Below are 22,617 nucleotides of genomic sequence, written 5' to 3' on the forward strand. Positions count from 1 at the left end.
TTCTTGATTCAATCAACCTAAATCAGCTAATTTGCGCGCGCATACTTGAAAACGCTGCTTTCATTTTTTCTGATGCTGGTGCGCCAAACTGACTGCCTAACCACACCGCAGCACAACCAAAGAAGAATCCTGGCACCAGTTCGTATAAGCCAAACCATTTGAACTCGCCCCACACCAATACCGTCAAGGCACCGACAAACATGCCCGCTAAAGCACCGTTGCGGTTCATCTTAGGCCAAATCAAGGACAACAAGACCACTGGGCCAAACGCTGCACCAAAACCTGCCCAAGCATTACTAACCAAACTTAATACACTACTAGTTGGATTTGCCGCAATCGAAATCGCAATCACCGCAACCACTAACACCATCATGCGACCAAACCACACCAATTCGGTTTGTGAGGCATTTGGACGGAAGAAAGGTTTGTAAAAGTCTTCTGTCAAAGCAGATGAACACACCAAAAGCTGACAAGACAAAGTACTCATCACCGCTGCCAAAATTGCGGATAACAAAATACCGGCAATCCAAGGATTAAACAAAATTTGCGATAAAGAGATAAACACCGTTTCCTTGTTTGCAGTCACCGCACCAGCTTGTTCTGGATGCATAGCGAAGTAAGCGATACCAAAGAAACCGACTGCAATCGCACCACCCAAGCACAAAATCATCCAAGTCATGCCGATACGACGTGCATTCTTAATCGTGCCAAAATTTTCCGCCGCCATAAAACGCGCCAAGATATGTGGCTGTCCCATATAACCCAAACCCCAAGCCAACAAAGAAATAATGCCGATCAAGGAAGTACCGCTAAATAAATCGGTGTATTTAGGGTTGATGTTTTGGATCACGGTGATCGCTTCACTAAAACCACCCACATGCATAATCACCATCACTGGTGCCAATAATAAAGCAAAAATCATCAAAGTCGCTTGCACTGTATCGGTCCAGCTCACTGCCAAGAAACCACCGATAAACACATAAATAATCGTCGCTGCAGCACCGGCCCACAAAGATACGTTATAACTCATGCCAAAAGTTTCTTGGAATAAGCGCGCACCCGCCACCATGCCAGAAGCGCAGTAAATCGTGAAAAACACCAAAATAACAATCGCAGAAATAATCCGTAATAACTTGCTGCTATCCTCAAATCGGTGCGTAAAATAATCAGGCAAAGTCAACGCATTGTTCGTCAATTCGGTATACACACGCAAACGACCTGCGACCAAATGCCAGTTAAACCAAGCGCCTAAAGTCAAACCAATCGCAATCCAACTTTCTGAAACCCCCGAGAAATACAAAGCGCCCGGCAAGCCCATCAGCAACCAGCCACTCATGTCCGATGCACCAGCACTCATCGCCGTGACAAAAGCACCCAAACTGCGGCCACCTAAAATGTAATCGGATAAATTATTCGTAAAACGCCAAGCGGCGAATCCTATCCCTAACATCGCGAGGATATAGATAATGAAGGTGATGCTGGTTGGGTTACTAAAATCCATCTCCGTATTGCCTTTCTTTTTAAGTGTAATTATTTTGTATTTATCCAAACACGCGGATAAGCAAGCCCGCAGTATCGCTCAAGCCCACTGTTCTCACAAGCGCAGAACATCGTCAAATCATCATCAAATTGCGGGTTTATTCAGACCCTAATTTGATCGTGCGGTTCCTAATCATTTATGACAAAAATAGAAGTAAATACAAAGTCTCATCACAGCCCAAAATTAGCAATTATTGTTCTAAAAAAAGGCAAAAAAGTACCTACTTATTTTGAAAAAGTGATTAAAGTAAATGAATTGATACAAGCTAGGCGTGTTAAATTCCGCCAATCGTCGTACGAAAATAGTTTGCCCTAATCTAAATTATTAAATCCCTATTTGATGTATTTCCAACAAACTCAAGCTATCCAAGGCGGAATATCCAAGCATCGTTTATACCGATACCTAAGCCTTTGCCTTATTTTGCTAATGCACATAGCAATAATTTTGTTGTTCTTAAGGACAGTAACATCTAACCAAAATCCAAAGTACTCACACAAAGTCCTATTTTTAAGTGCGATACCTACGCGCCAATCTATACAAGGATCCGCTGAATCAATCCAGCAAGCGAAAGCCTCAAAAATAAACAAGACTGCACCAACAATTCGAATCAATCACAAAAACGAGATTCAAGAATCAAACGCAATATCAACCGCTAGCAAATCTGAGATGCAAATAGAAGTACCTGACCCAAGCTCAGAAGTAACGAACACAACAGCAGCAATTCCGCTAGAAAAAAATATCCGTGAATTAAGCCTAAGCTTAAAAGAAGATTTTTTAAAACAAGAGAAAAACTTTAGGCCAAATAGTAAAAGCAGTAGCGAAGCAATGAAAAAATTCTCAAATGCCATCGCCGATGCGGCGCAAATTCAACGCGAGGGTGTAATTGTTGAGAAGAAATTTGCTTACGATGGTCGACCTGTAAGTAAAATCAAAACGCCCTACGGAACTTACTGCGTAAGACATCCAAAAGCAGGAGAAAAACCAGAATTGTCGCCACCACCGATAGCTGTAAGCTGTGGTCAACTTTGACCAACACAGGCAATTAGCAAAAACAAAAATTATTAATCCTCGATAGATAAAAAATAATTGTCATAAGCCTGTCACCTGATCAGCCTAGAGTAAGTCCTAATTTTATTTCTAGCTCAACTCTAGCCCAACTTCAGGTGCCCATCATGAATACGAAAACCTATTTTCAGAATAAAACACTAAGTTCTGTTTTCAAAAATTCGATTCTTGATTTTTTCTCGGTGAAACAGTTTTTTCCTGAAGCTAAACCGCAAAACAAGTTAATCCAATCGCAAACTTGGGCCGATAGCCATATCGATTTAGAAGCTTTGGCGCTCAAGCCCGCGACGAATATCGTGACCATTGCCGCCGGAGCTTGTCATGCTTTGGCTTATCTCAGCACCAAACCCGCAGCGGTGCACTGCGTAGATAACAATCCAGCCCAATTAGCCCTGCTTGAGATTAAAGCAAAAGCCTTAATGCATTTGCCAGATTATGACGCTGTATTGAAATTTCTGGCCTCGCCAAAACAAAGTGATAATCTAAAACGTTATCAACGCCATTTGCGCGCCAATTTATCCGATCAGGCGAGTCGTTATTGGCAACAGCGCAATCTACTAGGTCGTCCACGCTACTATGCCTTTAGCCAAAATTTACAAGAACATGGCTACTACAATCATAGCCTACGTTCTCTACGATTTTTATTAACCAAGCTCGGGGCTCGTTTTGACAAGCTGCAACAAGCACAAAATCTAGAACAGCAAAATCGTATTTTTGAGCAAGATATTTTGCCAGCATTACAGAATCCTTACTTTCTGTTCTTAATGCGTCATCGCTTCGTATTACATCGATTGGGCTTTAAGCAAAACCAAATCAGTCGCCTCAAAAACGCCAATCAAGACGAAGTTTCACAAATTTTGATACAAAGATTACGTCGCCTATTTTGTGATTTTGCGCTTCACGATAACCATTTTGCACAGCAAGTACTAGGCCAAACTTACCAAATCACACAACAACAAAGCCTACCTCTGTATTTACAAAAGGAGGTCTTTCCACATCTACGCCAATACGCACATCGGATACATCCTCAACAAAGTCGCCTAATCGATTTTCTACAACAGCAACATGCTGATTCGATCGACGCCTTCGTCTTACAAGATCACCTCGATTATTTACATCCGAACGATATCAACTCGTTATGGCAAGAAATTAATCGTTGCGCTGCGCCGGGTGCCAAAGTGCTTATTCGTAGTTTAGGCACGCAATTACCACTTCCACAACGTGTCTTTCAATCGACAGAATCGCATTGGCAAACCAATCCTCTTAGGAATCAAGAATTACAAAGCAAAGATCGTTGCGCACTATATGGCTCCCTATTTGTGTTTGAAAAAAAATAAAACCAATTGATTATTTACAAAAATTCATACTCACTTAACACCAAAATACGCCAAAAATCTGTGGATAAGTCTTTGCATATCTTGAGGAGCTTATGTGCAAAACCACAGATGCTTTCCACAGCCTAAATCTTATGCAGAAACTATTCTTTTTCTGTACAAGCATTGTCCTAGTCTTTATCCTTGCGCTAAATCCTTGATTTCAATTCAGTAAACGCGCTTATCCACAAAATTTGCCAACGTTAACTACTATTACTATGTATATATATACCTTATGTATACAAAACAAAGCTGCCTACTCTCACCCAATCATTTTTACCAAGCATGTCTATTTCTATTAAACCCAACACCACTGGTCTCATCTTTGCTATGCGTGAAGAACAAGAAGGATTACAAAACTTCATCAGCAATAAAAAAATCCACCACATCGCTAAACGTGAGTTCATACAAGGCGAGTTTTGCGGACATCCGATAGTCATGGTACTGGCAGGTATAGGAAAAGTAGCCGCAGCAAGTACTACGAACCTCTTAATCCATCATTTTGGCGTGACACAATTGATTTTAAGTGGGGTTGCTGGTGCTGCTGATCCAAGCTTAAAGGTCGGCGATATCGTCATCGCTAATGCCTTACTACAGCACGATATGAATGCTTCACCGTTATTTCCACGTTTTGAAATTCCTTTAACGGGAAAATCACGCTTTCTTGTAGATCAAAATCTGCAAAAAGCACTGCAAAATGCGACCAGCCAATTTATACAAACGATGCCGACACATTTCTCTGCAAGCCAAATTGAAGAGTTTCAACTGCAAACGGTAAAAACACGTACAGGATTAATTGCTAGTGGTGATCAATTTATTCACGATAGCCATGTGTTAAGCGAGTTAAAACAAGCCTTACCAGATTTATTGGCGGTAGAAATGGAAGGTGCAGCGATAGCGCAAGTTTGTAATGAACAAAACTTACCGTTTGCGATTTTACGCACTATATCTGATGGCGCGGATGAAACGGCAGATGTCGACTTTCTTAGTTTTGTAAAAAACGTTGCCGCACCGTATAGCTTAGAAATTCTAAAGAATTATTTTGAAAATCGAAAAATACAAATTGACTAAGACACTATTTCCAACAAAAACAACAATAAGAAAAATATTTTTTGTGGATAAGGCTGTGTATAAGTGTTGGAGATTTTGTGTAAAACTCACTTACTTGTTCAAGCACAAAAACCTATACAAATTTTGTTGAGCTATCATACAAAGATTTTCCGCCTACTTATATTTTCTGTAGCGCTTTGATTTTGCATGGTTAACTTCGCTTATCCACAAAATACTTCAACGTTAACAACTACTACTATTCATATATATAAACTTATTCAATTAAAAGAAAAAGGACACTTTTTTCGTCTCAAAAAAACTGCTTAAATAATTCACATTTGTTGAAATAAATGGGTATGATTGCGGCTCACTTCGAGTTTTTCGGAACATCCTTTCAAACCTAGCATTTGTCGACCACGGAAATCACGCGTAACTTCCGCAATCGCACTGACTCTGACTAGTGTTGATCGATGAATACGCCAAAATTCTTTAGGATCTAATTCATCTTCCAATTCTTTTAAGGTTTTACGAATCAAAAATTCTGCTTGTTCTGTTTGTACCAAAGTGTATTTTTCATCCGATTTAAAAAATATAATTTCTTTGGTACTAATCATGCGCAAACTACTGCCAACACTGGCTTGTATCCAACGCAAATATTCTTTTTGTTGTGCTTGTTGCTGCATTAATTGTGTCAATAATTGTTCTACTTGTTTTGATTGATATTCTTGCTTTTTTATTTGATCTTGATCGCTGTTTGATAGAACTAACTGACTAGTATTTTTTTCTGCAATTCTTTGTTGCAAGCGCTGACAAGTTTGCTGCAAACGTTCTACATCGATAGGCTTTAATAGATAATCCATCGCACCGCGTTCAAACGCCTGAATTGCATATTCATCATAAGCAGTAACAAAAATAAGCATCGCATTTTGCGCTAACTGAGCTGCTGCTTCGATACCATTTTTTCCTGGCATACGAATATCTAAAAAAATAATTTGTGGTTGCAATTTTTCTGCTTCTTCTATCGCCACAATACCATTTTGTGCTTCTGCAATAATGCTGAGTTCAGGCCAAATTTGATTTAATTTGCTACGTAGATGTGCCCGCATTGGGGCTTCATCATCCACGATCATTGCTGTGATTTTATGCATGTTCATTGTTTGTTTCTGGAATATGTAATGTCAATTTAGCGCCACCGGTTTCAGGAATCTCGATCACTAAACTCGCTTTCAAACCATATAAAACTTTTAAACGTTCACGAATATTGCTTAAACCAATTCCATCGTCCGCATGTAAATCGAAACCAATACCGTTATCACTAACCTCAACTTGAATTTCCCCTTCACCTTGACGCGCAATAATCCGAATGTGACCGCCATCAGTTTTCGGTTCTAATCCATGTTTAATCGCATTTTCAACCAAAGTTTGTATCATCATCGATGGAAATGCGACATGCTCTAATGCAGCTGGGCATTCGATTTGATAAGTCAAACGTTCTTGCATACGTGCTTGCATGATATTCAAGTAAGCGCGTGACAGTTCTAATTGTTGTCCTAGTTTGCCACCACCTTGTTCGCGAATTTGCGGTAAAGCGGCACGTAAATATTTAATTAAGTGATGATGAACAATCGACGCTTGATGCGGATCCGTTTCTATCAATTGGCCAATCAAAGCCAAGGTATTAAATAAAAAATGTGGTTCAATCTGCGCTTGCAAAGTCGCCATTTCGGCTTCTAAAACACGACGCTCTAAAGCTTCAACATCAGCACGTGTCACCGCATCAGTCGCCACTAACTCCGCCTTACGTTTGCCGCCTGCCAAACTTTTAATCATGATTGATACAAAAGCTAACAGAGGTATAAATCCGCCTAAGCCTAAGATCGCACCAATGATCATTGCTAAGAAGGAGACAAAGATGAGGTAGCTCCATGAAATGACGGCTAGCCAATCAAAAAACTTCCACCAAAATACTTTGCCTGTCTCTATCAAATCCAGCATGAACAAAAGTACTTTATTCTTATCATCCGTTTTCATGTTAGCTCTCCTCATCAGGCTTTTGTTCTGCCGGCTTATGTGTTTCGGTTGTGTTAGTTTGCACTTGATCTTCTTTGCCAATAAAACACTTCAGTAATAAAGAACCAATGACAAGCCAATTTGCGAAGGATTGGATAGATAACAAACCACCGACAATCAATGTCAATAAACTAGCCAGCAATAATTTTCCCCAAGAGACATCGATAATCCATTCTGCATAACGTTGCCAAACATATTTAGCTGTTTCTGCCACGTTTAAAACAAAATCAAGCACTGGGTTTTTAGTATTTGTGTTCATGTTTTCTGCTCCTGAGTTAGTCGATTTTTCTGCATATTCGGATGAAGCGTTTTCAAGCACTATCAACTCTGTTGTCGATGAATTGGCTTGTGTTTCTAAATTTTGTGCATTCATGTTGTTCTCCTCATTGTTGGTATTTGATTTACCGCTTTCGGTTCCTGCTATGACTACACAATAGCAATAGAAAAAAAACCGTTCTATGCTTCTGCGATTAAGCGTGCAAAGCTATAGATCAACGGTAAATTGAGCGGATAAATGGCAAGCAAATGCCAAGTAAGCGCCAAGTAAATCAGCGCAATGACTGGATAAAATCTTGAAGAGATGAATTTGAATGTCAGTTCAAGCGATACATGACCTACAATGGAGTCCATTCGATTATTTGATAAAAATTTTTAAATTTCTATCTTATAAATATTGCTCAAAAAATATGTAGGAAAAAATGTATGAATAACTTACTCAAGTCGTTTTCTATCATCTTGATAGCGCTTGGTATTACCGCCTGTACACCTAAATTTGATTGGCGTGAAATTAGAAACACAGACGCGCCATTTATCGCTACTTTTCCAGGAAAACCAGCAACACATAGCCGAGACATAGAACTTGATGGAATCAAAGTCAAATTACATATGACAGCCGCTGATGTGAATCAACTCAGCTTTGCGATCGCCTATGCAAAAATTGAAAACAATGATAAAAGTTTACAAGCACAACAGCAGCAACGTGCTTTGAGTGCTATGCAAGCAGGGATGTTGAAAAATATTCAGGGCACAATAGTTCAGGCAAGTGCTTCATCTGGCGCTAATTCTAGTCATCATTCGAGTCCCAAAAACACGATTACCGCGATCGGCAAGAAACAAAATGGACAAGCGATCAAGATGGTGGCTCGCTTTACTCAGCATGGCCCTTGGATTATGCAAATTGTGATGATGGGGGAAGAAAAATCTTTTACCCCCGATATTGCGGATATGTTTTTTGACTCGATCAAACTCAATTGAAGCGTAGATTCTGATTTACTCTTATCGACAAAATTTATTTTGAAAAATTATCATGCTAGTTACTTTTAAATCAAAAGCAGCGGCTGAAGTGATTATGTATAAAGAACATATCGCCTCGGTATTAGAGATGTTGAATAAAAATGTCGATCGTGGCGTGATTACTGCAGCTGAAAGTGAAAATGCGATACAGCAAATTGAACAATTAATCGAAGCAGACAAACAACAACGTCTACAACAAGAAAAAATGCAGTTGGAAGACGAAGAAGATTTAGATGAATTTGAAAAAAGAAAGAAACGCGATTTCGTTAGCTTATCAGCGCGTCTTTATCCCATATTAGAAATGCTCAAAGCCGCAAATAAAAAACAAACGGATGTTTTGTGGGGAATATAAAGCGATGACCGCGCATGTAGAACATACCAATGAATTTTTTTTAGACGCTGTTGACGGTACTTCTCTGTTTATCCGTGATTGGCCTTTAGAGCATTCTGAACATGCACCTGGAATCGTGATCATGCATGGTCTTGGTGAACACTCTGGTCGCTATGTACATGTCGCCAGATTTTTTAATGCTTTAGGTTTTAAGGTAAGAAGTTTTGATCTTCGTGGGCACGGCCAATCTGCTGGAGCTCGTGGTGATATTCCCGATGCTGATGCAATCTTACGTGATATGCGATTAGTCATTCATGACTTTTCCAAACAATTAACTCAAGCGCCACTGATATTGGCACACAGCATGGGTGGTTTGTTCGCAACCCGATTTGCATTGGAAGGATTAACACCCTTAAGTGGTTTGATTTTGTCTTCACCAGCCTTCTCGGTTCATACTAGTTGGTTAGAAAAATGTTTATTTAAAGTTAGCCGCGTTGTTGTTCCGCATTTAGCGGTTGGGCATGGTACCAATGGACGTTATTTATCGCATGACAGTGAGGTCGTTGCAGCTTATCAAAATGACCCCTTAGTCCATGCCAGAATCAGTGCGAGTTTGTTTCAAAGCATGCTAACTACGATGCAGTACGTGAAAGATCATGCGACTGCATTAAAAATTCCAAGCCTGCTATTGATTGCAGATGGCGATGTCGTCGTCAATCCGCAAGGAGCAAAAAATTTTCAAGCAAAACTGCAAGCTTCAGCAAATGGCCATCTTTTACAAACAAAAATTTATCCCGGTTTTTATCACGAAGTTTTTAATGAATTAGAAGCATTAACAGTATTTGAAGATGTACGAATCTGGTTGGATCAACAAAATTTCATCCCAGATGAAGGATTAGTTTAAGTCAGTCCACGTCACCGACAGTAATCAAAAGCAATCAACAGTAACTACGAAGACGCTAAGATTCGTCGATGAAATCACTGAATACAATCGAATTTAAATAAGCAAAGAATAATGGAATTCTTATGGTAGAACCGAGCAGAAAAATATTAACGCGTCCAACTCGCAAAGCATCGCAAGCGCAGCTTAATAAAGAACCCATTCAGTCAAAAACTGCAAGCAAGTCGACGAAACCAATTCAGTCAACAAAGCCAATGCAGGTTGAGCCAGAAACTTTGCAGATTAAGTCAGATTCCTTGGCATTTAGTTTGGTCGGTGCTGCACAAGCCGTTGCTTATGTTTTAGAGGGCATCGCTTTACCGCAGGCATTATCGCGAGTTTTTACACAAACAGATGCTAGCCCACAAGCACGTGGCGCGATTCAAGATATCTCTTATCGCACTATGCGACAAATTGGTCGTGTTGATGCTTTGATTTCTTTAATGACTTCAAAAGCACCAGAACCACCGGTACTTTATGGACTGTTGTGCTGTGCTTTGAGCTTACTCGTCACAGAAGATATTGAAGAAGCGCCTTACGATGATTTTATTGTGGTTGATCAAGCTGTTAATGCGGCAGCTTCTTCACCTAATATGATTTTTGCTAAAGGCATGGTTAATGCAGTTCTGCGTCGATTTTTGCGCGAGAAAAATGAACTATTACCGATCGTCGTGAAACAAGCTGCAGCACGTTGGAATTATCCTCAATGGTGGGTCGACCAATGCAAAGCCGCCTATCCACAAGATTGGCAAGCGATTTTAAATGCCGCTAGTACGCCGCCGCCAATGACCTTGCGTGTCAATCAAAGAATGAGTTCGGTTGAACATTATTTGGAATTGCTTAAACAAGGGCAGATCGAGGCAAGTCAAATTGGCCCTGTTGCGATTCGCTTACATAAAGCGATGCCGGTACAAAATATTCCAGGGTTTGCCCAAGGCATGGTGTCGGTGCAAGACGCCGCTGCGCAATTGGCTGCGCCTTTGTTGGATCTACAAGATGGTCATAAAGTATTAGACGCATGTGCCGCACCCGGTGGAAAGACCGGACATATTTTGGAATTGGCAAAAGTCGATTTATTGGCACTTGACGTTGATGTTAAGCGTTTAGACAAAATACATGAAAACTTGGCGCGCCTCCAATTGTTTGCCACCATCAAAGAAGGTGATGCGAGTTGGTCGAATTGGTGGGATGGTCAACAATTTGATCGAATTTTGGCTGATGTGCCTTGCACCGCTTCGGGCGTTGTGCGTCGTCATCCTGACATACGTTGGTTACGTCGTAAAACCGATGCGGCACAATTGGCAGTCACTTCGAGTCGTATTTTGGATAACTTATGGCGTATGCTAAAACCAGGTGGAAAGTTATTACTAGCGACCTGTTCAATTTGGCCGATTGAATCAGAAAATCAAGCAAAAGCATTTGCACAAAGGCACTCGGCAATTCGCTTGGATACGCCTGGACAGTTACTACCAACGTCAGAAATCAACAACGAACACGATGGTTTGTTTTACGCCTTGTTTCAAAAACCAGAAGTTTGAAACTTGTTTCAAGTTATGATGTCAATAAGACTTGTTGAGTTTTAATAATTTACTATTTATTGTACTACTTAGTTTGGTTTGGGAATTTCTGGTTTTCACATGTTCAAAGGCTTGATCCACATTTCGAGATCAATATTTCTTGCATGGGCGCTGATGTGTTTCGCGCCCATGCTGTTTTCGTCCGCCTATGTTCAAGCCGCTGACGTTGAAGTAATGAATGCGAAACTGGAAAGCACTGATGAAGGCTATCGCGTTTTTGTCTCATTCTCTTTTGAATTGGGATCGGATTTAAAGAATGCGATCAACGAAGGGATTCCAGTTTCATTTACGGCCGAAGTTGAAATCAATCGACCACGTTGGTATTGGTTCGATGAAAAAACAATACGTTCTTCGCAGACAGTCAGAATCCAATATGATTTGTGGCGACGCCAATATACTGCCGCGGTGAATGGTGGTTTAAAACAGAATTTTGCTAGCTTAGAAGAAGCGATGGCTTTAGTGTGGCGTCCACGGCGCTGGCTAGTAGCTGATAAAAAAGCGCTAAACCCGAGTGCTACCTACAATGTTGCAGTGCGTCTTAAGCTGGACAGCAATCAATTATCAAAACCCATGTTAATAACTTCGTTTAGCAATAGTGATTGGCGTTTGGCCTCTGAGTGGAAACGATTTACGTTCAAGGCTGACGACAAGTGACAAGATTTTTGCGGCAAGGTTTGGTGATTGGCGGCGTTCTGATGAGCGTCTTGTTGTTCATCTTGATGACAGCGACAGAAAACTCAAGTCGTTTTCGTGCAATCAATGAAAATCTGCCTTTGCTATTAATGGCGAATGCGGTGGTTGCTTGTGGTTTGTTAGCAATGGTAACCACCTTGCTGTGGCAATTGATACGCCGTTATCGTCAACGCGAATTTGGCTCGCGGATCATGACGCGATTGGTGATTCTATTTGCGTTGACGGGGATTTTGCCGGGCTCTTTGATTTATCTGGTCTCAGTGCAATTCGTTACTCGTTCGATTGATTCGTGGTTTATCGTTAAGCTTGATCCCTTGCTAAATTCTGGTGTGAACTTAGGGCATACGGCTTTAGATTACACCTTAAAAGATCTCGAAGGTAAGGCACGCAGTATGGCGAATCAACTTGCTGATATCGCTGATAGTTCGATGTCATCTTCTTTGCCTATCCGCTTATCTCGTTTGCGGGAACAAATGCAGGTGAAGGAAGCCACCATCGTAAGTCACCGTGGTCGTGTGATTGCGACATCCAACGAAAACCCAGGTGTATTGGTGCCGGAGTTACCCACCGCAGGAATGATACAAACGGTGCGTGCCGAAGGTAAGTATTCGCAATTTAGTAGTCATGTAGACCATGCTGGCGAAGACGCAACCCGTAATTTGTTCACAGAAGCACATCAACATACTAATACCGAAAACAGCAATCAAGAATTTTTGCGGGTGATTATTCCTCTGCAATCTTCGGGTATTGATTCTCGCTTTCAAAAAGAACGAAACTATCTACAAGTCATTCAAGCGGTTCCCGAATTACTAGATACGCAAGCAAAAGTATTTACCAACGCGATTGCAGAACATCGAGAGCGATCTTCAAGCCGTAATGGTTTGAAAAATATGTATTTAGTCACCTTAACTTTGCTGCTCCTGTTCGCGATTTTTGGAGCTATTACCGCTGCATTTTTTATCTCTGGTGAACTAGCTCGACCGTTATTATTATTGGCTGAAGGTACCAAAGCGGTCGCAGAAGGTAATTTGTCGCCCCGCCCTATCACTACCACTTCAGATGAATTAGGTAGTTTGACGCAGTCGTTTAATACGATGACGCATCAATTATTTGAAGCCAGATCCGCGGTAGAAAAAAATCGTAATGAACTTGAAAACGCCAAGGCTTACTTAGAGTCGGTGTTAGGTAGTATGTCTGCCGGTGTGATGGTGTTAGATCAAAATGCTTGTCTGGTGAGTTGTAATCATTCCGTTGAGCGAATTTTACGACGCGCCTTGGATAAAGAAATCGGTAAACCTTTATCGCAGATTCAAGGACTGCAAGTATTTGCGGCAGCAATTGATAAAGCATTTTCAGAACAACATGCGCAATCAGCTGGCGGTCCTGAGCAAGAACATTGGCAACAACAAATCGAATTGCCTAGTTCGATTTTTGAAGGGATTAATGAAGCCGATAAATTAGTCGCCAATAGCGAAGAAGAAAAAGGCGTTACCTTATTAGCGCGCGGCTCACATCTACCAGTTAATTCCGGCGTAGGTTATGTGATTGTTTTCGACGATATTACGAACATTATTTCAGCGCAACGCTCGATTGCGTGGGGTGAGGTAGCGCGTCGATTAGCGCATGAAATCAAAAACCCCTTAACGCCAATTCAGTTGTCAGCAGAACGTTTGCAAATGAAATTGGTGGATAAATTGAACGAGCTCGATGCACAATTTTTGAGTAAAAGTACGACCACCATCGTCAATCAAGTGACCTCGATGAAGCGGATGGTAGATGATTTCCGTGATTACGCCAAAATACCGCAAGCAGTTTTGTCGAAGATTAATTTATCTGCCTTAATTGATGATGTTTTGCATTTATACTTATCAGGTGATGGACGCGATATTATTCACTTACAAATCGCGAATGATTTGCCTTTAATCATGGGTGATGCGACTCAGATTCGCCAAGTCATACATAACTTGCTGCAAAATGCGCAGGATGCGGTGAGTGAAAATGCAAAATCTGGACAGATTCCTCGTATCGATGTGATTGCTGAAATCGTTCATTACATTAGCGCTGATAAGACAGAGCGAGTCGCTGTACGTTTGTCAGTGATCGATAATGGACCGGGGTTTTCCAATAAAATATTGGCTCGTGCGTTTGAGCCCTATGCCACTTCTAAACCGCGCGGTACAGGTTTAGGTTTGGCGATGGTGAAAAAAATTGTCGATGAACATGGCGGTAAGATCGATATTCAAAATCGAACTGATTCAAACGGTGCCAAAGTTTCGATTTTGCTGTTAAAGTTAGCACCAGATGTAAATACCTTAGTATGATGCGAGGTTTGATCTCATCAAGATAAAACTAAGGTCAAAAATAGTTCAAGAGCTTCCTTAGAGAAGAATGACATCACGTAAATATAGCGGAGTAGGGTTTAGGGTAGATTTATGGCAAACATATTAGTCGTCGATGACGAAATGGGAATTCGAGAGCTACTCTCGGAAATTTTGGGCGATGAGGGACACGTCGTTCAATTAGCAGAAAATGCACAACAAGCTCGCGAAGCAAGAGCGCAATCGCGCCCTGACTTGGTTTTGTTAGATATTTGGATGCCTGATACCGATGGCGTGACTTTGCTAAAAGAGTGGCAGCGTGATGGTTTATTGACGATGCCAGTTATTATGATGTCGGGTCACGCGACGATTGATACTGCGGTTGAAGCGACCCGTATTGGCGCGCTCAATTTCTTAGAAAAACCAATTGCCCTGCAAAAGTTATTAAAAGCGGTACAGCAAGGATTGACCAGAAATATTGAAGTACCACGTCCAGTGGTGCCTGTTGCACGCGTCAATGTATCGGAAACGACCTCGAATGTCGTTGCTACTACACAGTTTTCAGCGACACCAGCCAACTATGAAAATCGTGATTTCTCAATGGGAAATCACATGCTGCAGAACCATCAACATTCATTTAATAATTTATCTTTTGATTTGCCTTTACGCGAAGCGCGTGATGCATTTGAACGAATTTATTTTGAATACCATCTGCATCGCGAAGGCGGAAGCATGACTCGCGTAGCTGAAAAAACCGGCTTAGAGCGTACCCATTTGTATCGTAAATTGAAGCAACTGGGCGTTGAATCTGTGAAATATGGTAAGCGTGGCGAGTAAGCTTGAGTCAACTAAGCTAACCAAGTTAACCATTGTTGCTGGAGGTAGTTATTCTGAGCGGGAAGCTTGGATAACTACCGCGCTACAAAAACTCTGCGCTCAATCTGCTGCAGAGTATCAAAAATATGGTGTATTGCTAGAAGGATTGCCAACGGGTTCAATGTCTTTGCAAGCATCATCAAACATCAAATTGGAACGGATCGCACCAGGCTGTTTTTGTTGTATCGGCCAGATTGCCATGCGTGTGACCTTAAATCGCTTATTGCGCCAAGGGCTTAGTCATTTGTTTATCGCTATGAACGATGCAGAACATTTACCCGCACTTAATACTTCCTTATCAAGCCCAACTTACGCGAGCATTTTGCAGCGCGAAAATGAAATAATACTTTGAGCTAAAGTTCAGCCATTTCCTTGCCGTAACTATTCATACGGAGGCAGCTTCGTCTAGCCTCCAAAAATCGATCAAAAGCACCTTGGTTTGTTCTTGAATAGAGATAAATACCAGCGAGGAAGAACAAAATGAATATTATTTATAACAGCGACCAATACAGCGTGGTCGAGTTTGGTGCACAAACAGATCATGAAGTATTACGTTTTGGTGGATACGAAATTACCGATAAATCCGTGCGCCGTGAATGCTTTATTGGTGGGATTCAGGCCGAGACCTTCCGTCACGATGTACAAGAATTGATTTCAAATGAGCCTAGCATAGAAGAAATTGACGAGTTTCTTGCTAAATTTGACTCCTATATGGGACAGGCTGTTTTGCTGCACTAAAATCCCATTTCTTCTCGAATAATCAACAGCGCTAATTGAAAAATTAGCGCTGTTTTCTTTTGCTTAATTGAATCGTAACTTGTTGCGGCGAAAAAAAACCCGCTAGCCTAGGCTGCGGGTTAAGTCCAAACCTTTAGGAGGTGTTGGAGGAGACAGGAGTTACTTTATCGCAGTGCAGCAAATAAGTCTGCTTGATTTTTCGTATACCAGATATAAACCAAATATATATCTTGAATTTTTATTGTTCATTCAGCTATTTTCTTTAATTGTTTTTAATTTTCTGTCTATTTTCTTTATCTTTCATCTAGCATCTTGGCTTTCGCATTTCTATTTGTTTCTACCGCCGCTTCTATCGCCCAATTTTCCGCGCCTTGCTACTTCCTTGATGTCATCCATCTTAAGCCGCATTGTTTTTAAGGGAAATGCTTTACACTTTAGCTCTGTATTCGCATAAAAGCAGTCTGGAGAAAAGCATGAAACTATTTGACCCTATTCTACAATTCCAACAAGAAATCCAAGCAATTCGGCGAGATATCCATGCACATCCTGAATTGTGTTTTGAAGAATTTCGCACAGCTGATGTGGTTGCGCAAAAGCTTGAGGAATGGGGAATTCCTGTGATTCGCGGTATGGCTGGCACTGGTGTGGTCGGCGTGATTCAGCGCGGTTCTAGCTCGCGTGCTTTGGGTTTGCGTGCGGATATGGATGCCTTGCCTATGCAAGAGATCAATCAGTTTTCTCATACATCAAAACATCCAGGAAAAATGCACGCATGCGGTCATGATGGACATACGGCGATGCTGTTGGGCGCTGCGCGTTATTTACAGCAAGCTGGCGATTTTGATGGCACGGTTTATGTGATTTTCCAGCCAGCTGAAGAAGGCGGTGGCGGTGCACGTCGTATGATTGAAGATGGCTTGTTTACGAAATGCCCGATGGATGCGGTATTTGGTATGCATAATTGGCCAGGAATTGCGGCTGGTCAATTCGCTGTGAAGACAGGCGGGATGATGGCTTCTTCCAACGAGTTTGAAGTGACTGTAATTGGAAAAGGCGCTCACGCAGCACAACCGCAAAAAGGCATTGATCCAGTCATGATCGCAGTCCAAATTGCGCAAAGTTGGCAAACCATCGTTAGCCGTAATGTCAATCCTTTAGAACCCGCCGTATTATCTTTAACCCAGATTCATTCGGGTAGCGCGACCAATGTGATTCCTGATGAGGCTAAATTAATAGGCACCGTCAGAACCTTTAGCACTGATGCACTCGATTTAATTGAACGGCGCATGGAGACCATCACAAGATCAACGGCAGAGGCTTTTGATGCACAAATAGAATTCAAGTTTCAGCGCAACTATCCGCCATTAATCAATCATGTGAATGAAACCGAATTTGCGATACAGGTAATGCGCGACTTGGTAGGTAGTGATCATGTCGAGACCCAAGTCGAAGCGACGATGGGGGCAGAAGATTTCGCCTACATGTTGCAAGCCAAGCCTGGCTGTTATGTGTTCTTAGGAAATGGTACGGGCGATCATCGCAGCGCTGGTCACGGTTTAGGACCATGCAATCTACATAATCCAAGTTATGATTTTAATGATGACTTGTTACCAATTGGCGCGAGTTATTGGGTCGCTTTGACACAAGCATTTTTGAAAGCTAAATAAAATCGTATTGCTCAAGCTCAGTTGTATAGAAGTTTAAGCTTGTCCTTGTTGAGGGACGTGCACTTTAAATTTCTCCATAAAATTTTCAATAAAAAAGCCAGCGTATTCAATAGAGATACGCTGGCTTTTTTGGCTAGAAGTGCTAGTAGTTCAATTTAAAACTCTTCCCAATCATCGTTTGCTTTTTCCGTTTTGGTATTGCTTGATGACGGTGTCGCGGCGATTCTGACTGGCGACGCTTTGCTGCTTGATTTGACTGGTGCGGCACGACTGGCTGGTTTGGCCGAGCTGTGTATGTTATTCAATTTGAAGACGTCCAAAGCTTTGGTTAACAAATCCGCTTGTTCTTCCAATGACTCTGCAGCCGCCGCAGCTTCTTCAACCAATGCTGCATTTTGCTGCGTCATTTCATCCATTTGATTAATTGCGGAACCAATCTCTTGAATGCCGGTACTTTGTTCCTGACTTGCTGCGGTAATTTCCGACATAATGTCACTGACGCGGCGAACAGACGCAACAATTTCTTCCATGGTCTGGCCTGCCTGATCGACTAGAGTAGAGCCGGTCGCAACTTTATCAACTGAGTCACCAATCAAGGTTTTGATTTCTTTTGCCGCTGCCGCGCTACGTTGTGCCAGACTGCGAACCTCGGACGCAACCACCGCAAAACCACGACCTTGTTCACCTGCCCGAGCTGCCTCAACCGCTGCATTCAAGGCCAAAATATTGGTTTGGAATGCAATGCCATCGATCACGCTAATAATGTCGACGATTTTCTTAGACGATTGATTAATGTCATCCATTGTTGTGACGACTTGGCTAACTACATCACCACCCTTCACCGCCACTTCTGACGCGGTTTGCACCATTTTGTTTGCTTGACGGGCATTGTCCGCATTTTGTTTAACCGTTTCGGTCATGGTTTCCATTGAGCTAGACGTTTCTTCTAAGCTGCTGGCTTGTGATTCAGTACGAGAGGACAAATCTGTATTGCCCGAGGCGATTTCTGCACTTGCTACTTTGATCGTTTCGGCTGAAGTCTTAATTTCAGAAACCATGTTTTGCAAACGGCTTTGCATTTCAGCGAGTGCCGCCAACAAGCTGCTTGTGTCGCCTCGTTCGACCTCAATATGCATGGTCAAATCGCCAGACGCCACAGCAGAAGCAATCTCTTGTGCGTATTCTGGCTCGCCACCTAATTGCGCCCATACGGTACGAATGATGAAGTAGGAGACAACACCAAGTACTAGAATCACGATCAAACCGGCAATAATCACTGTCCATAATACACGGCTCACATTATCTGCACTACGATCAACGCCGGCAGTGAACTGCGCTTGTGCTGTATCAACAGTTTTCTTTAAATCGTCTTCTAGCACTTTTAATGAGGATTGCATTTGTCCAATCGCCGCTTGCGGATCACCTTGATCGACCCCGAGCATAATCTTGGCAACCGAAATCGCTGGCGTGTAATACGCATCAAATTCTTTTCCTAAGCGATCGCCTAAGGCTTGCTGACCCGGTAGGCTGGCGAGATTCTTAAATTTCTCTTTGACTTTCTTCGCGCGCTCGGCAATAGCATCAAGACCTTTCTTATCATCCTCACCAACGGCTTGTTTGAGTGCGTCGACAATGCCCTGAACATCCGCTTGGATATTTTTTGATCGGTCTAGTACCGGATAATCAATCGTTTCCGTCGTTTTGATGGATTTCATCGCCGTTGTCGAAAAATAGACACTGGCTGCAATACCAACACCAAAAATCACGGTCGCGATGACAGGAAGGGCCCAAATTCTGCGTTTGATACTCATGTAGAAACCTCGACTTATGTTGTAAAAAACTGTCGGCGTCTATCGTTTTCCGACCTTAGCTAACAAGCTGCACAATCGTATTTCGTGAAAAAGAGAATTTGCTTAGTTTATTTCTGCTTAGAAAAAGAGAATTGAAGCGAGCGAGAAGGCGAATAATAGTTGCGGTAATGTGTGCCTTGTGTACTTACCGTTAAGTAACAGTGTAAGCCAAAGTTTTGAAAATTGCGAAGCTCTTGTTGTTGGAAGTTAATGTTCACGCAAAGCACGTCGATACTGTATCGCTTCCGCCACATGCGCCGGTAATATACTTGGAGAGTTTGCCAGATCTGCAATGCTGCGGGCAACTTTTAATACGCGGTGATAGGCGCGTGCCGACCAATTTAATTTCAGCATCGCACTACGTAGCAATTGTTCTGTGGCTGCGTCGGCTGTGCAAAACAAATCGATTTCTTTGGTGTCGAGTAGATTATTGGGTTTGCCTTGCCTGTTGATTTGCCGATGAAATGCTGATTCGACACGAGCTTGAATAGCTGCATTATTCTCACTTTGATGAGAAGCAAATAATTCATCTTGTGGCAGCGCTTGTACGACAATTTGCATATCAATGCGATCAATTAACGGGCCTGAAATTTTTCCTTGATATCGCAACACGGCATCCGGCGTACAACGGCACTTATTATTACTATGACCGAAGTAGCCGCATGGGCAAGGGTTCATTGCCGCAATTAACTGAAAGCGTGCAGGAAAACTAGCTTGTTTGGCAGCGCGCGAAATATGAATTTGCCCTGACTCCAAAGGTTCGCGTAATACCTCTAATACTTTGCGGTCAAACTCTGGTAATTCATCTAAAAAAAGTACGCCATGATGCGCTAAAGATATCTCTCCAGGTCGAGGTGTTCCACCACCACCGACCAGCGCGACTGCAGAAGCAGTATGGTGCGGGTTGCGATAGGGGCGTTGCTTCCACCTTGCTAAGCTAAAGCCATTACTGAGGGATTGCACTGCGGCAGATTCAAGCGCTTCTTGGTCTGTCATGCCAGGTAAGATTCCGGGAAAACGGCTCGCCAGCATGGATTTACCTGTTCCTGGTGGCCCCATTAGCAAGATACTGTGCCGCCCTGCCGCCGCTACTTCTAGGGCGCGTTTGGCTTGGGTTTGCGCTTTCACATCGCTGAAATCAGGATAGCAAATTGTATTTTTATGTGGCTGACTTTGATGCGGTGAAATTTTCGAATCTGGATCACGTGCTGCAAAATGGGCGCAGACTTGTAGCAAAGATTCGGCGGGATAGATTTTTGCATCACTGACTAATGCTGCTTCCTCAGCATTTTGTTTTGGAAGCATAAATGCGCGTGCTGCGGTTTGATTGCGCTGCGCACTTTTGCAAATCGCGAAAGTCATCGCAAGCGCACCGCGGATAGGTCTTAGTTCGCCAGAGAGTGATAATTCGCCAGCAAACTCATACTGATCTAAAGCATCATCTGGAATTTGACCTGATGCTGCCAAAATTCCTAAGGCGATTGGTAGGTCAAAGCGTCCCGATTCTTTGGGTAAATCAGCGGGAGCTAAGTTGACGGTAATACGCTGCGCTGGAAAATCAAAACGGGCGTTTTGTAACGCGGCTCGAACCCGATCTTTGGATTCTTTAACTTCGGTTTCAGGTAAGCCAACGATCGTAAATGCGGGTAGACCATTTGCAAGATGGACTTCGACAGTGACTTCTGGTGCATCCATGCCATTTAAGGCGCGACTTTTAAGAACTGCGAGTGCCATCCTGTTTGCTTATCCCATAATAGAGACGAGCGTGCTGCTATTCGTCTCGTAATTGTGCTTCCAATTCAGCAATCCGTAACTCCAAAGCTTCGAGTTTGCTGCGCGTTTTTGCTAACACCTGCGCCTGAATATCAAATTCTTCACGTGTGACCAAATCGAGTTTGGCAAAACCTTGGGCCATCATCGCCTTCAGGTTTTTTTCAATATCTTTAGCAGGTGAGTTTTCTAAAGCCTGTTGCATCTTGGCTTGCATATCATTAAAAAATTGATTCGGTTCCATGAGAGTTGTCCTAATGTGAATTGGTAGGCCTTAATGTATGACTACCAGTGGATGGAAAATAGAAAAGTACTTTTCCGGTGCATTATAGATTTTTCTCAACATGAATTTGCGTCATTTTAGTGCGAGAAATAAAAAATTAATATAAATAAATGCAAATAAATTACTCCTGAGGCGTAGAGTATTTATTGATGCTAAATCGTAGTTTTCTCATAGCGCCTCAAGCGTAATAGCCTAAAACAGGCGAAATTGTGCCTCTCAAATGGGCTTAAACCTAAGCTTCTCGCTACAAATCAATCTGAATTTGCGCACTGCAATAAAGCTGGCACGAGATCTGCTAGTAAGCAAGAAAGCGTTCAATTTTGCGCCACCAATTTTCGAACTGACACGAACTGATATTTAACTAACTGAGGGAAGCGCCATGAAAAAGATTTTATTCTGTGCAGCAATGAGTAGTTGTTTTGCTAGTGGTTTATTTGCGAGCAATGTCTCAGCTCAAGAAGCAAAGCCTGAACACGAAGTGAGTTTTAATTTGGGTGCGGTTAGCGATTATCGCTATCGCGGAATTTCGCAATCTCGTTTGAAACCTGCATTACAAGGCGGTGCTGATTACGTGAACAACACATACGGCTTGTATGCTGGAACGTGGTTATCAACGATTAAATGGACTAAAGATGCAGGTGGTAGCGGCGAAATCGAAATGGATTTGTATGCGGGCAAACGTGGTTCGATTACCGATGATGTGAGTTATGACGTCGGCGTTTTGTCTTATGTTTATCCGAGTAATGGATTAAAAAATGTGGCTGGATTTGTCGATGCCAATACGACCGAAATTTATGGCCAAATCAGCACAGGTCCAGTCTATGCAAAATATTCTCACTCTGTGACGAACTTATTTGGCTTTGTTGACAGCAAAAATAGTGGCTACTTGGACTTAGGCGCGAACTTGGATATGGGTGAAGGCTATACCCTGAACTTGCACTACGGTCGTCAGACCATCAAAAACAATTCTTCCTACTCGTACAACGATTGGAAACTCGGCGTGACCAAAGAATTGGTCGGCGTCAATTTCAGCTTAGCAGTCATTGGTACCAACACTGACGTTAAGTACTACTACACACCAGCAGGCAAGTTCACTGGCAAAACCAGTTTAGTCCTGTCGGCAGTAAAAGCATTCTAAGTTCTAGTTCAAATCGAAGACCAAACTAAAACATTACCGAGACCA

General features: G+C 42.3%; 22 protein-coding genes. 14 read left to right on the forward strand and 8 right to left on the reverse strand.

From position 1 onward, the window contains the following. Nucleotides 1-22 precede the first annotated feature (22 nt). Entirely contained in the window at nt 23-1,501 is a 1,479-nt protein-coding gene (putP, locus tag KDM92_RS04470; protein WP_212683188.1) for a sodium/proline symporter PutP, read from the reverse strand. 705 nt (nt 1,502-2,206) lie between these two features. On the opposite strand from putP, the gene KDM92_RS04475 reads away from it, so the two are divergent. The 3 genes from KDM92_RS04475 to KDM92_RS04485 all read left to right on the forward strand — a co-directional run bounded on the left by KDM92_RS04475 (nt 2,207) and on the right by KDM92_RS04485 (nt 5,049). Continuing rightward, complete coding sequence (locus KDM92_RS04475; protein WP_212683189.1) at nt 2,207-2,569, forward strand: hypothetical protein; 363 nt, start codon at nt 2,207-2,209, stop codon at nt 2,567-2,569. A 143-nt stretch (nt 2,570-2,712) separates the two neighbouring features. Continuing rightward, nucleotides 2,713-3,942 carry a DUF3419 family protein gene (locus tag KDM92_RS04480; protein WP_212683190.1) on the forward strand — a complete coding sequence of 410 codons (1,230 nt, stop codon included), beginning with the start codon at nt 2,713-2,715 and terminating at the stop codon, nt 3,940-3,942. Nucleotides 3,943-4,263: 321 nt separating this feature from the next. Next, nucleotides 4,264-5,049 carry a 5'-methylthioadenosine/adenosylhomocysteine nucleosidase gene (locus KDM92_RS04485; protein WP_212683191.1) on the forward strand — a complete coding sequence of 262 codons (786 nt, stop codon included), beginning with the start codon at nt 4,264-4,266 and terminating at the stop codon, nt 5,047-5,049. Nucleotides 5,050-5,360: 311 nt separating this feature from the next. Here the strand turns inward: KDM92_RS04485 and KDM92_RS04490 are convergent, their stop codons facing one another. The 4 genes from KDM92_RS04490 to KDM92_RS04505 all read right to left on the reverse strand — a co-directional run bounded on the left by KDM92_RS04490 (nt 5,361) and on the right by KDM92_RS04505 (nt 7,728). After that, nucleotides 5,361-6,176 (reverse strand): LytR/AlgR family response regulator transcription factor, encoded by an 816-nt coding sequence (locus KDM92_RS04490; protein WP_212683192.1) that lies wholly within the window; start codon nt 6,174-6,176, stop codon nt 5,361-5,363. After that, nucleotides 6,169-7,059: a sensor histidine kinase gene (locus tag KDM92_RS04495; RefSeq protein ID WP_212683193.1), complete on the reverse strand. Its 891-nt coding sequence runs from the start codon at nt 7,057-7,059 to the stop codon at nt 6,169-6,171. Before KDM92_RS04495 ends, KDM92_RS04490 begins: the two co-directional genes overlap by 8 nt. Nucleotide 7,060: 1 nt before the next feature. Next, nucleotides 7,061-7,471 carry a hypothetical protein gene (locus tag KDM92_RS04500; protein WP_212683194.1) on the reverse strand — a complete coding sequence of 137 codons (411 nt, stop codon included), beginning with the start codon at nt 7,469-7,471 and terminating at the stop codon, nt 7,061-7,063. An 83-nt stretch (nt 7,472-7,554) separates the two neighbouring features. After that, nucleotides 7,555-7,728, reverse strand: coding sequence for a hypothetical protein (locus KDM92_RS04505; RefSeq protein ID WP_212683195.1), 174 nt, complete (start codon nt 7,726-7,728; stop codon nt 7,555-7,557). A 72-nt stretch (nt 7,729-7,800) separates the two neighbouring features. Between KDM92_RS04505 and KDM92_RS04510 the strand changes: the two genes are divergently transcribed. The 10 genes from KDM92_RS04510 to KDM92_RS04555 all read left to right on the forward strand — a co-directional run bounded on the left by KDM92_RS04510 (nt 7,801) and on the right by KDM92_RS04555 (nt 17,531). Further along, a complete protein-coding gene (locus KDM92_RS04510) occupies nt 7,801-8,352 on the forward strand; it encodes a hypothetical protein (RefSeq protein ID WP_212683196.1) in 552 nt (183 codons plus the stop codon). Between the two features lie 52 nt (nt 8,353-8,404). Beyond that, entirely contained in the window at nt 8,405-8,743 is a 339-nt protein-coding gene (locus tag KDM92_RS04515) for a DUF1840 domain-containing protein (protein ID WP_212683197.1), read from the forward strand. A 4-nt stretch (nt 8,744-8,747) separates the two neighbouring features. After that, nucleotides 8,748-9,626 (forward strand): alpha/beta hydrolase, encoded by an 879-nt coding sequence (locus tag KDM92_RS04520; RefSeq protein WP_212683198.1) that lies wholly within the window; start codon nt 8,748-8,750, stop codon nt 9,624-9,626. A 251-nt stretch (nt 9,627-9,877) separates the two neighbouring features. After that, nucleotides 9,878-11,200, forward strand: coding sequence for a 16S rRNA (cytosine(967)-C(5))-methyltransferase RsmB (gene rsmB, locus KDM92_RS04525; protein WP_212683415.1), 1,323 nt, complete (start codon nt 9,878-9,880; stop codon nt 11,198-11,200). A gap of 168 nt (nt 11,201-11,368) precedes the next feature. After that, entirely contained in the window at nt 11,369-11,893 is a 525-nt protein-coding gene (locus KDM92_RS04530) for a DUF4390 domain-containing protein (protein ID WP_230408168.1), read from the forward strand. After that, nucleotides 11,890-14,253, forward strand: a complete 2,364-nt coding sequence (locus tag KDM92_RS04535) for a sensor histidine kinase (RefSeq protein WP_212683199.1) — start codon at nt 11,890-11,892, stop codon at nt 14,251-14,253. Before KDM92_RS04530 ends, KDM92_RS04535 begins: the two co-directional genes overlap by 4 nt. Before the next feature lie 111 nt (nt 14,254-14,364). Next, entirely contained in the window at nt 14,365-15,087 is a 723-nt protein-coding gene (locus tag KDM92_RS04540; protein WP_189345363.1) for a response regulator, read from the forward strand. Then, a complete protein-coding gene (locus tag KDM92_RS04545; RefSeq protein WP_212683200.1) occupies nt 15,077-15,478 on the forward strand; it encodes a GTPase in 402 nt (133 codons plus the stop codon). The genes KDM92_RS04540 and KDM92_RS04545 overlap by 11 nt, the downstream gene beginning before the upstream one ends. 128 nt (nt 15,479-15,606) lie before the next feature. Beyond that, complete coding sequence (locus tag KDM92_RS04550; protein ID WP_186891486.1) at nt 15,607-15,864, forward strand: BTH_I0359 family protein; 258 nt, start codon at nt 15,607-15,609, stop codon at nt 15,862-15,864. 473 nt (nt 15,865-16,337) lie between these two features. Next, nucleotides 16,338-17,531: a M20 aminoacylase family protein gene (locus KDM92_RS04555; protein WP_212683201.1), complete on the forward strand. Its 1,194-nt coding sequence runs from the start codon at nt 16,338-16,340 to the stop codon at nt 17,529-17,531. 155 nt (nt 17,532-17,686) lie between these two features. Here KDM92_RS04555 and KDM92_RS18855 read toward each other — a convergent pair whose 3' ends face one another. The 3 genes from KDM92_RS18855 to KDM92_RS04570 all read right to left on the reverse strand — a co-directional run bounded on the left by KDM92_RS18855 (nt 17,687) and on the right by KDM92_RS04570 (nt 21,395). Then, a complete protein-coding gene (locus KDM92_RS18855) occupies nt 17,687-19,342 on the reverse strand; it encodes a methyl-accepting chemotaxis protein (RefSeq protein ID WP_212683202.1) in 1,656 nt (551 codons plus the stop codon). A gap of 246 nt (nt 19,343-19,588) precedes the next feature. After that, nucleotides 19,589-21,115 (reverse strand): YifB family Mg chelatase-like AAA ATPase, encoded by a 1,527-nt coding sequence (locus tag KDM92_RS04565; RefSeq protein ID WP_212683203.1) that lies wholly within the window; start codon nt 21,113-21,115, stop codon nt 19,589-19,591. A 37-nt stretch (nt 21,116-21,152) separates the two neighbouring features. Beyond that, a complete protein-coding gene (locus KDM92_RS04570; protein WP_212683204.1) occupies nt 21,153-21,395 on the reverse strand; it encodes an accessory factor UbiK family protein in 243 nt (80 codons plus the stop codon). A gap of 418 nt (nt 21,396-21,813) precedes the next feature. Here KDM92_RS04570 and KDM92_RS04575 point away from each other — a divergent pair, with 418 nt between their 5' ends. Beyond that, nucleotides 21,814-22,572 (forward strand): TorF family putative porin, encoded by a 759-nt coding sequence (locus KDM92_RS04575; RefSeq protein ID WP_212683205.1) that lies wholly within the window; start codon nt 21,814-21,816, stop codon nt 22,570-22,572. The last annotated feature ends 45 nt before the right edge of the window (nt 22,573-22,617 follow it).

It is taken from the genome of Affinundibacterium baiyunense, from assembly GCF_018139645.1.
Classification (GTDB): Bacteria; Pseudomonadota; Gammaproteobacteria; order Burkholderiales; family Burkholderiaceae_D; genus Undibacterium; species Undibacterium baiyunense.

What these genes read in the sequence shown, in the direction of transcription:
- putP (WP_212683188.1), bottom strand. Translation starts at nt 1,501, where the DNA reads ATGGATTTTAGTAACCCAACCAGCATCACCTTCATTATCTATATCCTC.
- KDM92_RS04475 (WP_212683189.1), top strand. Translation starts at nt 2,207, where the DNA reads ATGCAAATAGAAGTACCTGACCCAAGCTCAGAAGTAACGAACACAACA.
- KDM92_RS04480 (WP_212683190.1), top strand. Translation starts at nt 2,713, where the DNA reads ATGAATACGAAAACCTATTTTCAGAATAAAACACTAAGTTCTGTTTTC.
- KDM92_RS04485 (WP_212683191.1), top strand. Translation starts at nt 4,264, where the DNA reads ATGTCTATTTCTATTAAACCCAACACCACTGGTCTCATCTTTGCTATG.
- KDM92_RS04490 (WP_212683192.1), bottom strand. Translation starts at nt 6,176, where the DNA reads ATGCATAAAATCACAGCAATGATCGTGGATGATGAAGCCCCAATGCGG.
- KDM92_RS04495 (WP_212683193.1), bottom strand. Translation starts at nt 7,059, where the DNA reads ATGAAAACGGATGATAAGAATAAAGTACTTTTGTTCATGCTGGATTTG.
- KDM92_RS04500 (WP_212683194.1), bottom strand. Translation starts at nt 7,471, where the DNA reads ATGAATGCACAAAATTTAGAAACACAAGCCAATTCATCGACAACAGAG.
- KDM92_RS04505 (WP_212683195.1), bottom strand. Translation starts at nt 7,728, where the DNA reads ATGGACTCCATTGTAGGTCATGTATCGCTTGAACTGACATTCAAATTC.
- KDM92_RS04510 (WP_212683196.1), top strand. Translation starts at nt 7,801, where the DNA reads ATGAATAACTTACTCAAGTCGTTTTCTATCATCTTGATAGCGCTTGGT.
- KDM92_RS04515 (WP_212683197.1), top strand. Translation starts at nt 8,405, where the DNA reads ATGCTAGTTACTTTTAAATCAAAAGCAGCGGCTGAAGTGATTATGTAT.
- KDM92_RS04520 (WP_212683198.1), top strand. Translation starts at nt 8,748, where the DNA reads ATGACCGCGCATGTAGAACATACCAATGAATTTTTTTTAGACGCTGTT.
- rsmB (WP_212683415.1), top strand. Translation starts at nt 9,878, where the DNA reads ATGCAGGTTGAGCCAGAAACTTTGCAGATTAAGTCAGATTCCTTGGCA.
- KDM92_RS04530 (WP_230408168.1), top strand. Translation starts at nt 11,369, where the DNA reads ATGCTGTTTTCGTCCGCCTATGTTCAAGCCGCTGACGTTGAAGTAATG.
- KDM92_RS04540 (WP_189345363.1), top strand. Translation starts at nt 14,365, where the DNA reads ATGGCAAACATATTAGTCGTCGATGACGAAATGGGAATTCGAGAGCTA.
- KDM92_RS04550 (WP_186891486.1), top strand. Translation starts at nt 15,607, where the DNA reads ATGAATATTATTTATAACAGCGACCAATACAGCGTGGTCGAGTTTGGT.
- KDM92_RS04555 (WP_212683201.1), top strand. Translation starts at nt 16,338, where the DNA reads ATGAAACTATTTGACCCTATTCTACAATTCCAACAAGAAATCCAAGCA.
- KDM92_RS18855 (WP_212683202.1), bottom strand. Translation starts at nt 19,342, where the DNA reads ATGAGTATCAAACGCAGAATTTGGGCCCTTCCTGTCATCGCGACCGTG.
- KDM92_RS04565 (WP_212683203.1), bottom strand. Translation starts at nt 21,115, where the DNA reads ATGGCACTCGCAGTTCTTAAAAGTCGCGCCTTAAATGGCATGGATGCA.
- KDM92_RS04570 (WP_212683204.1), bottom strand. Translation starts at nt 21,395, where the DNA reads ATGGAACCGAATCAATTTTTTAATGATATGCAAGCCAAGATGCAACAG.
- KDM92_RS04575 (WP_212683205.1), top strand. Translation starts at nt 21,814, where the DNA reads ATGAAAAAGATTTTATTCTGTGCAGCAATGAGTAGTTGTTTTGCTAGT.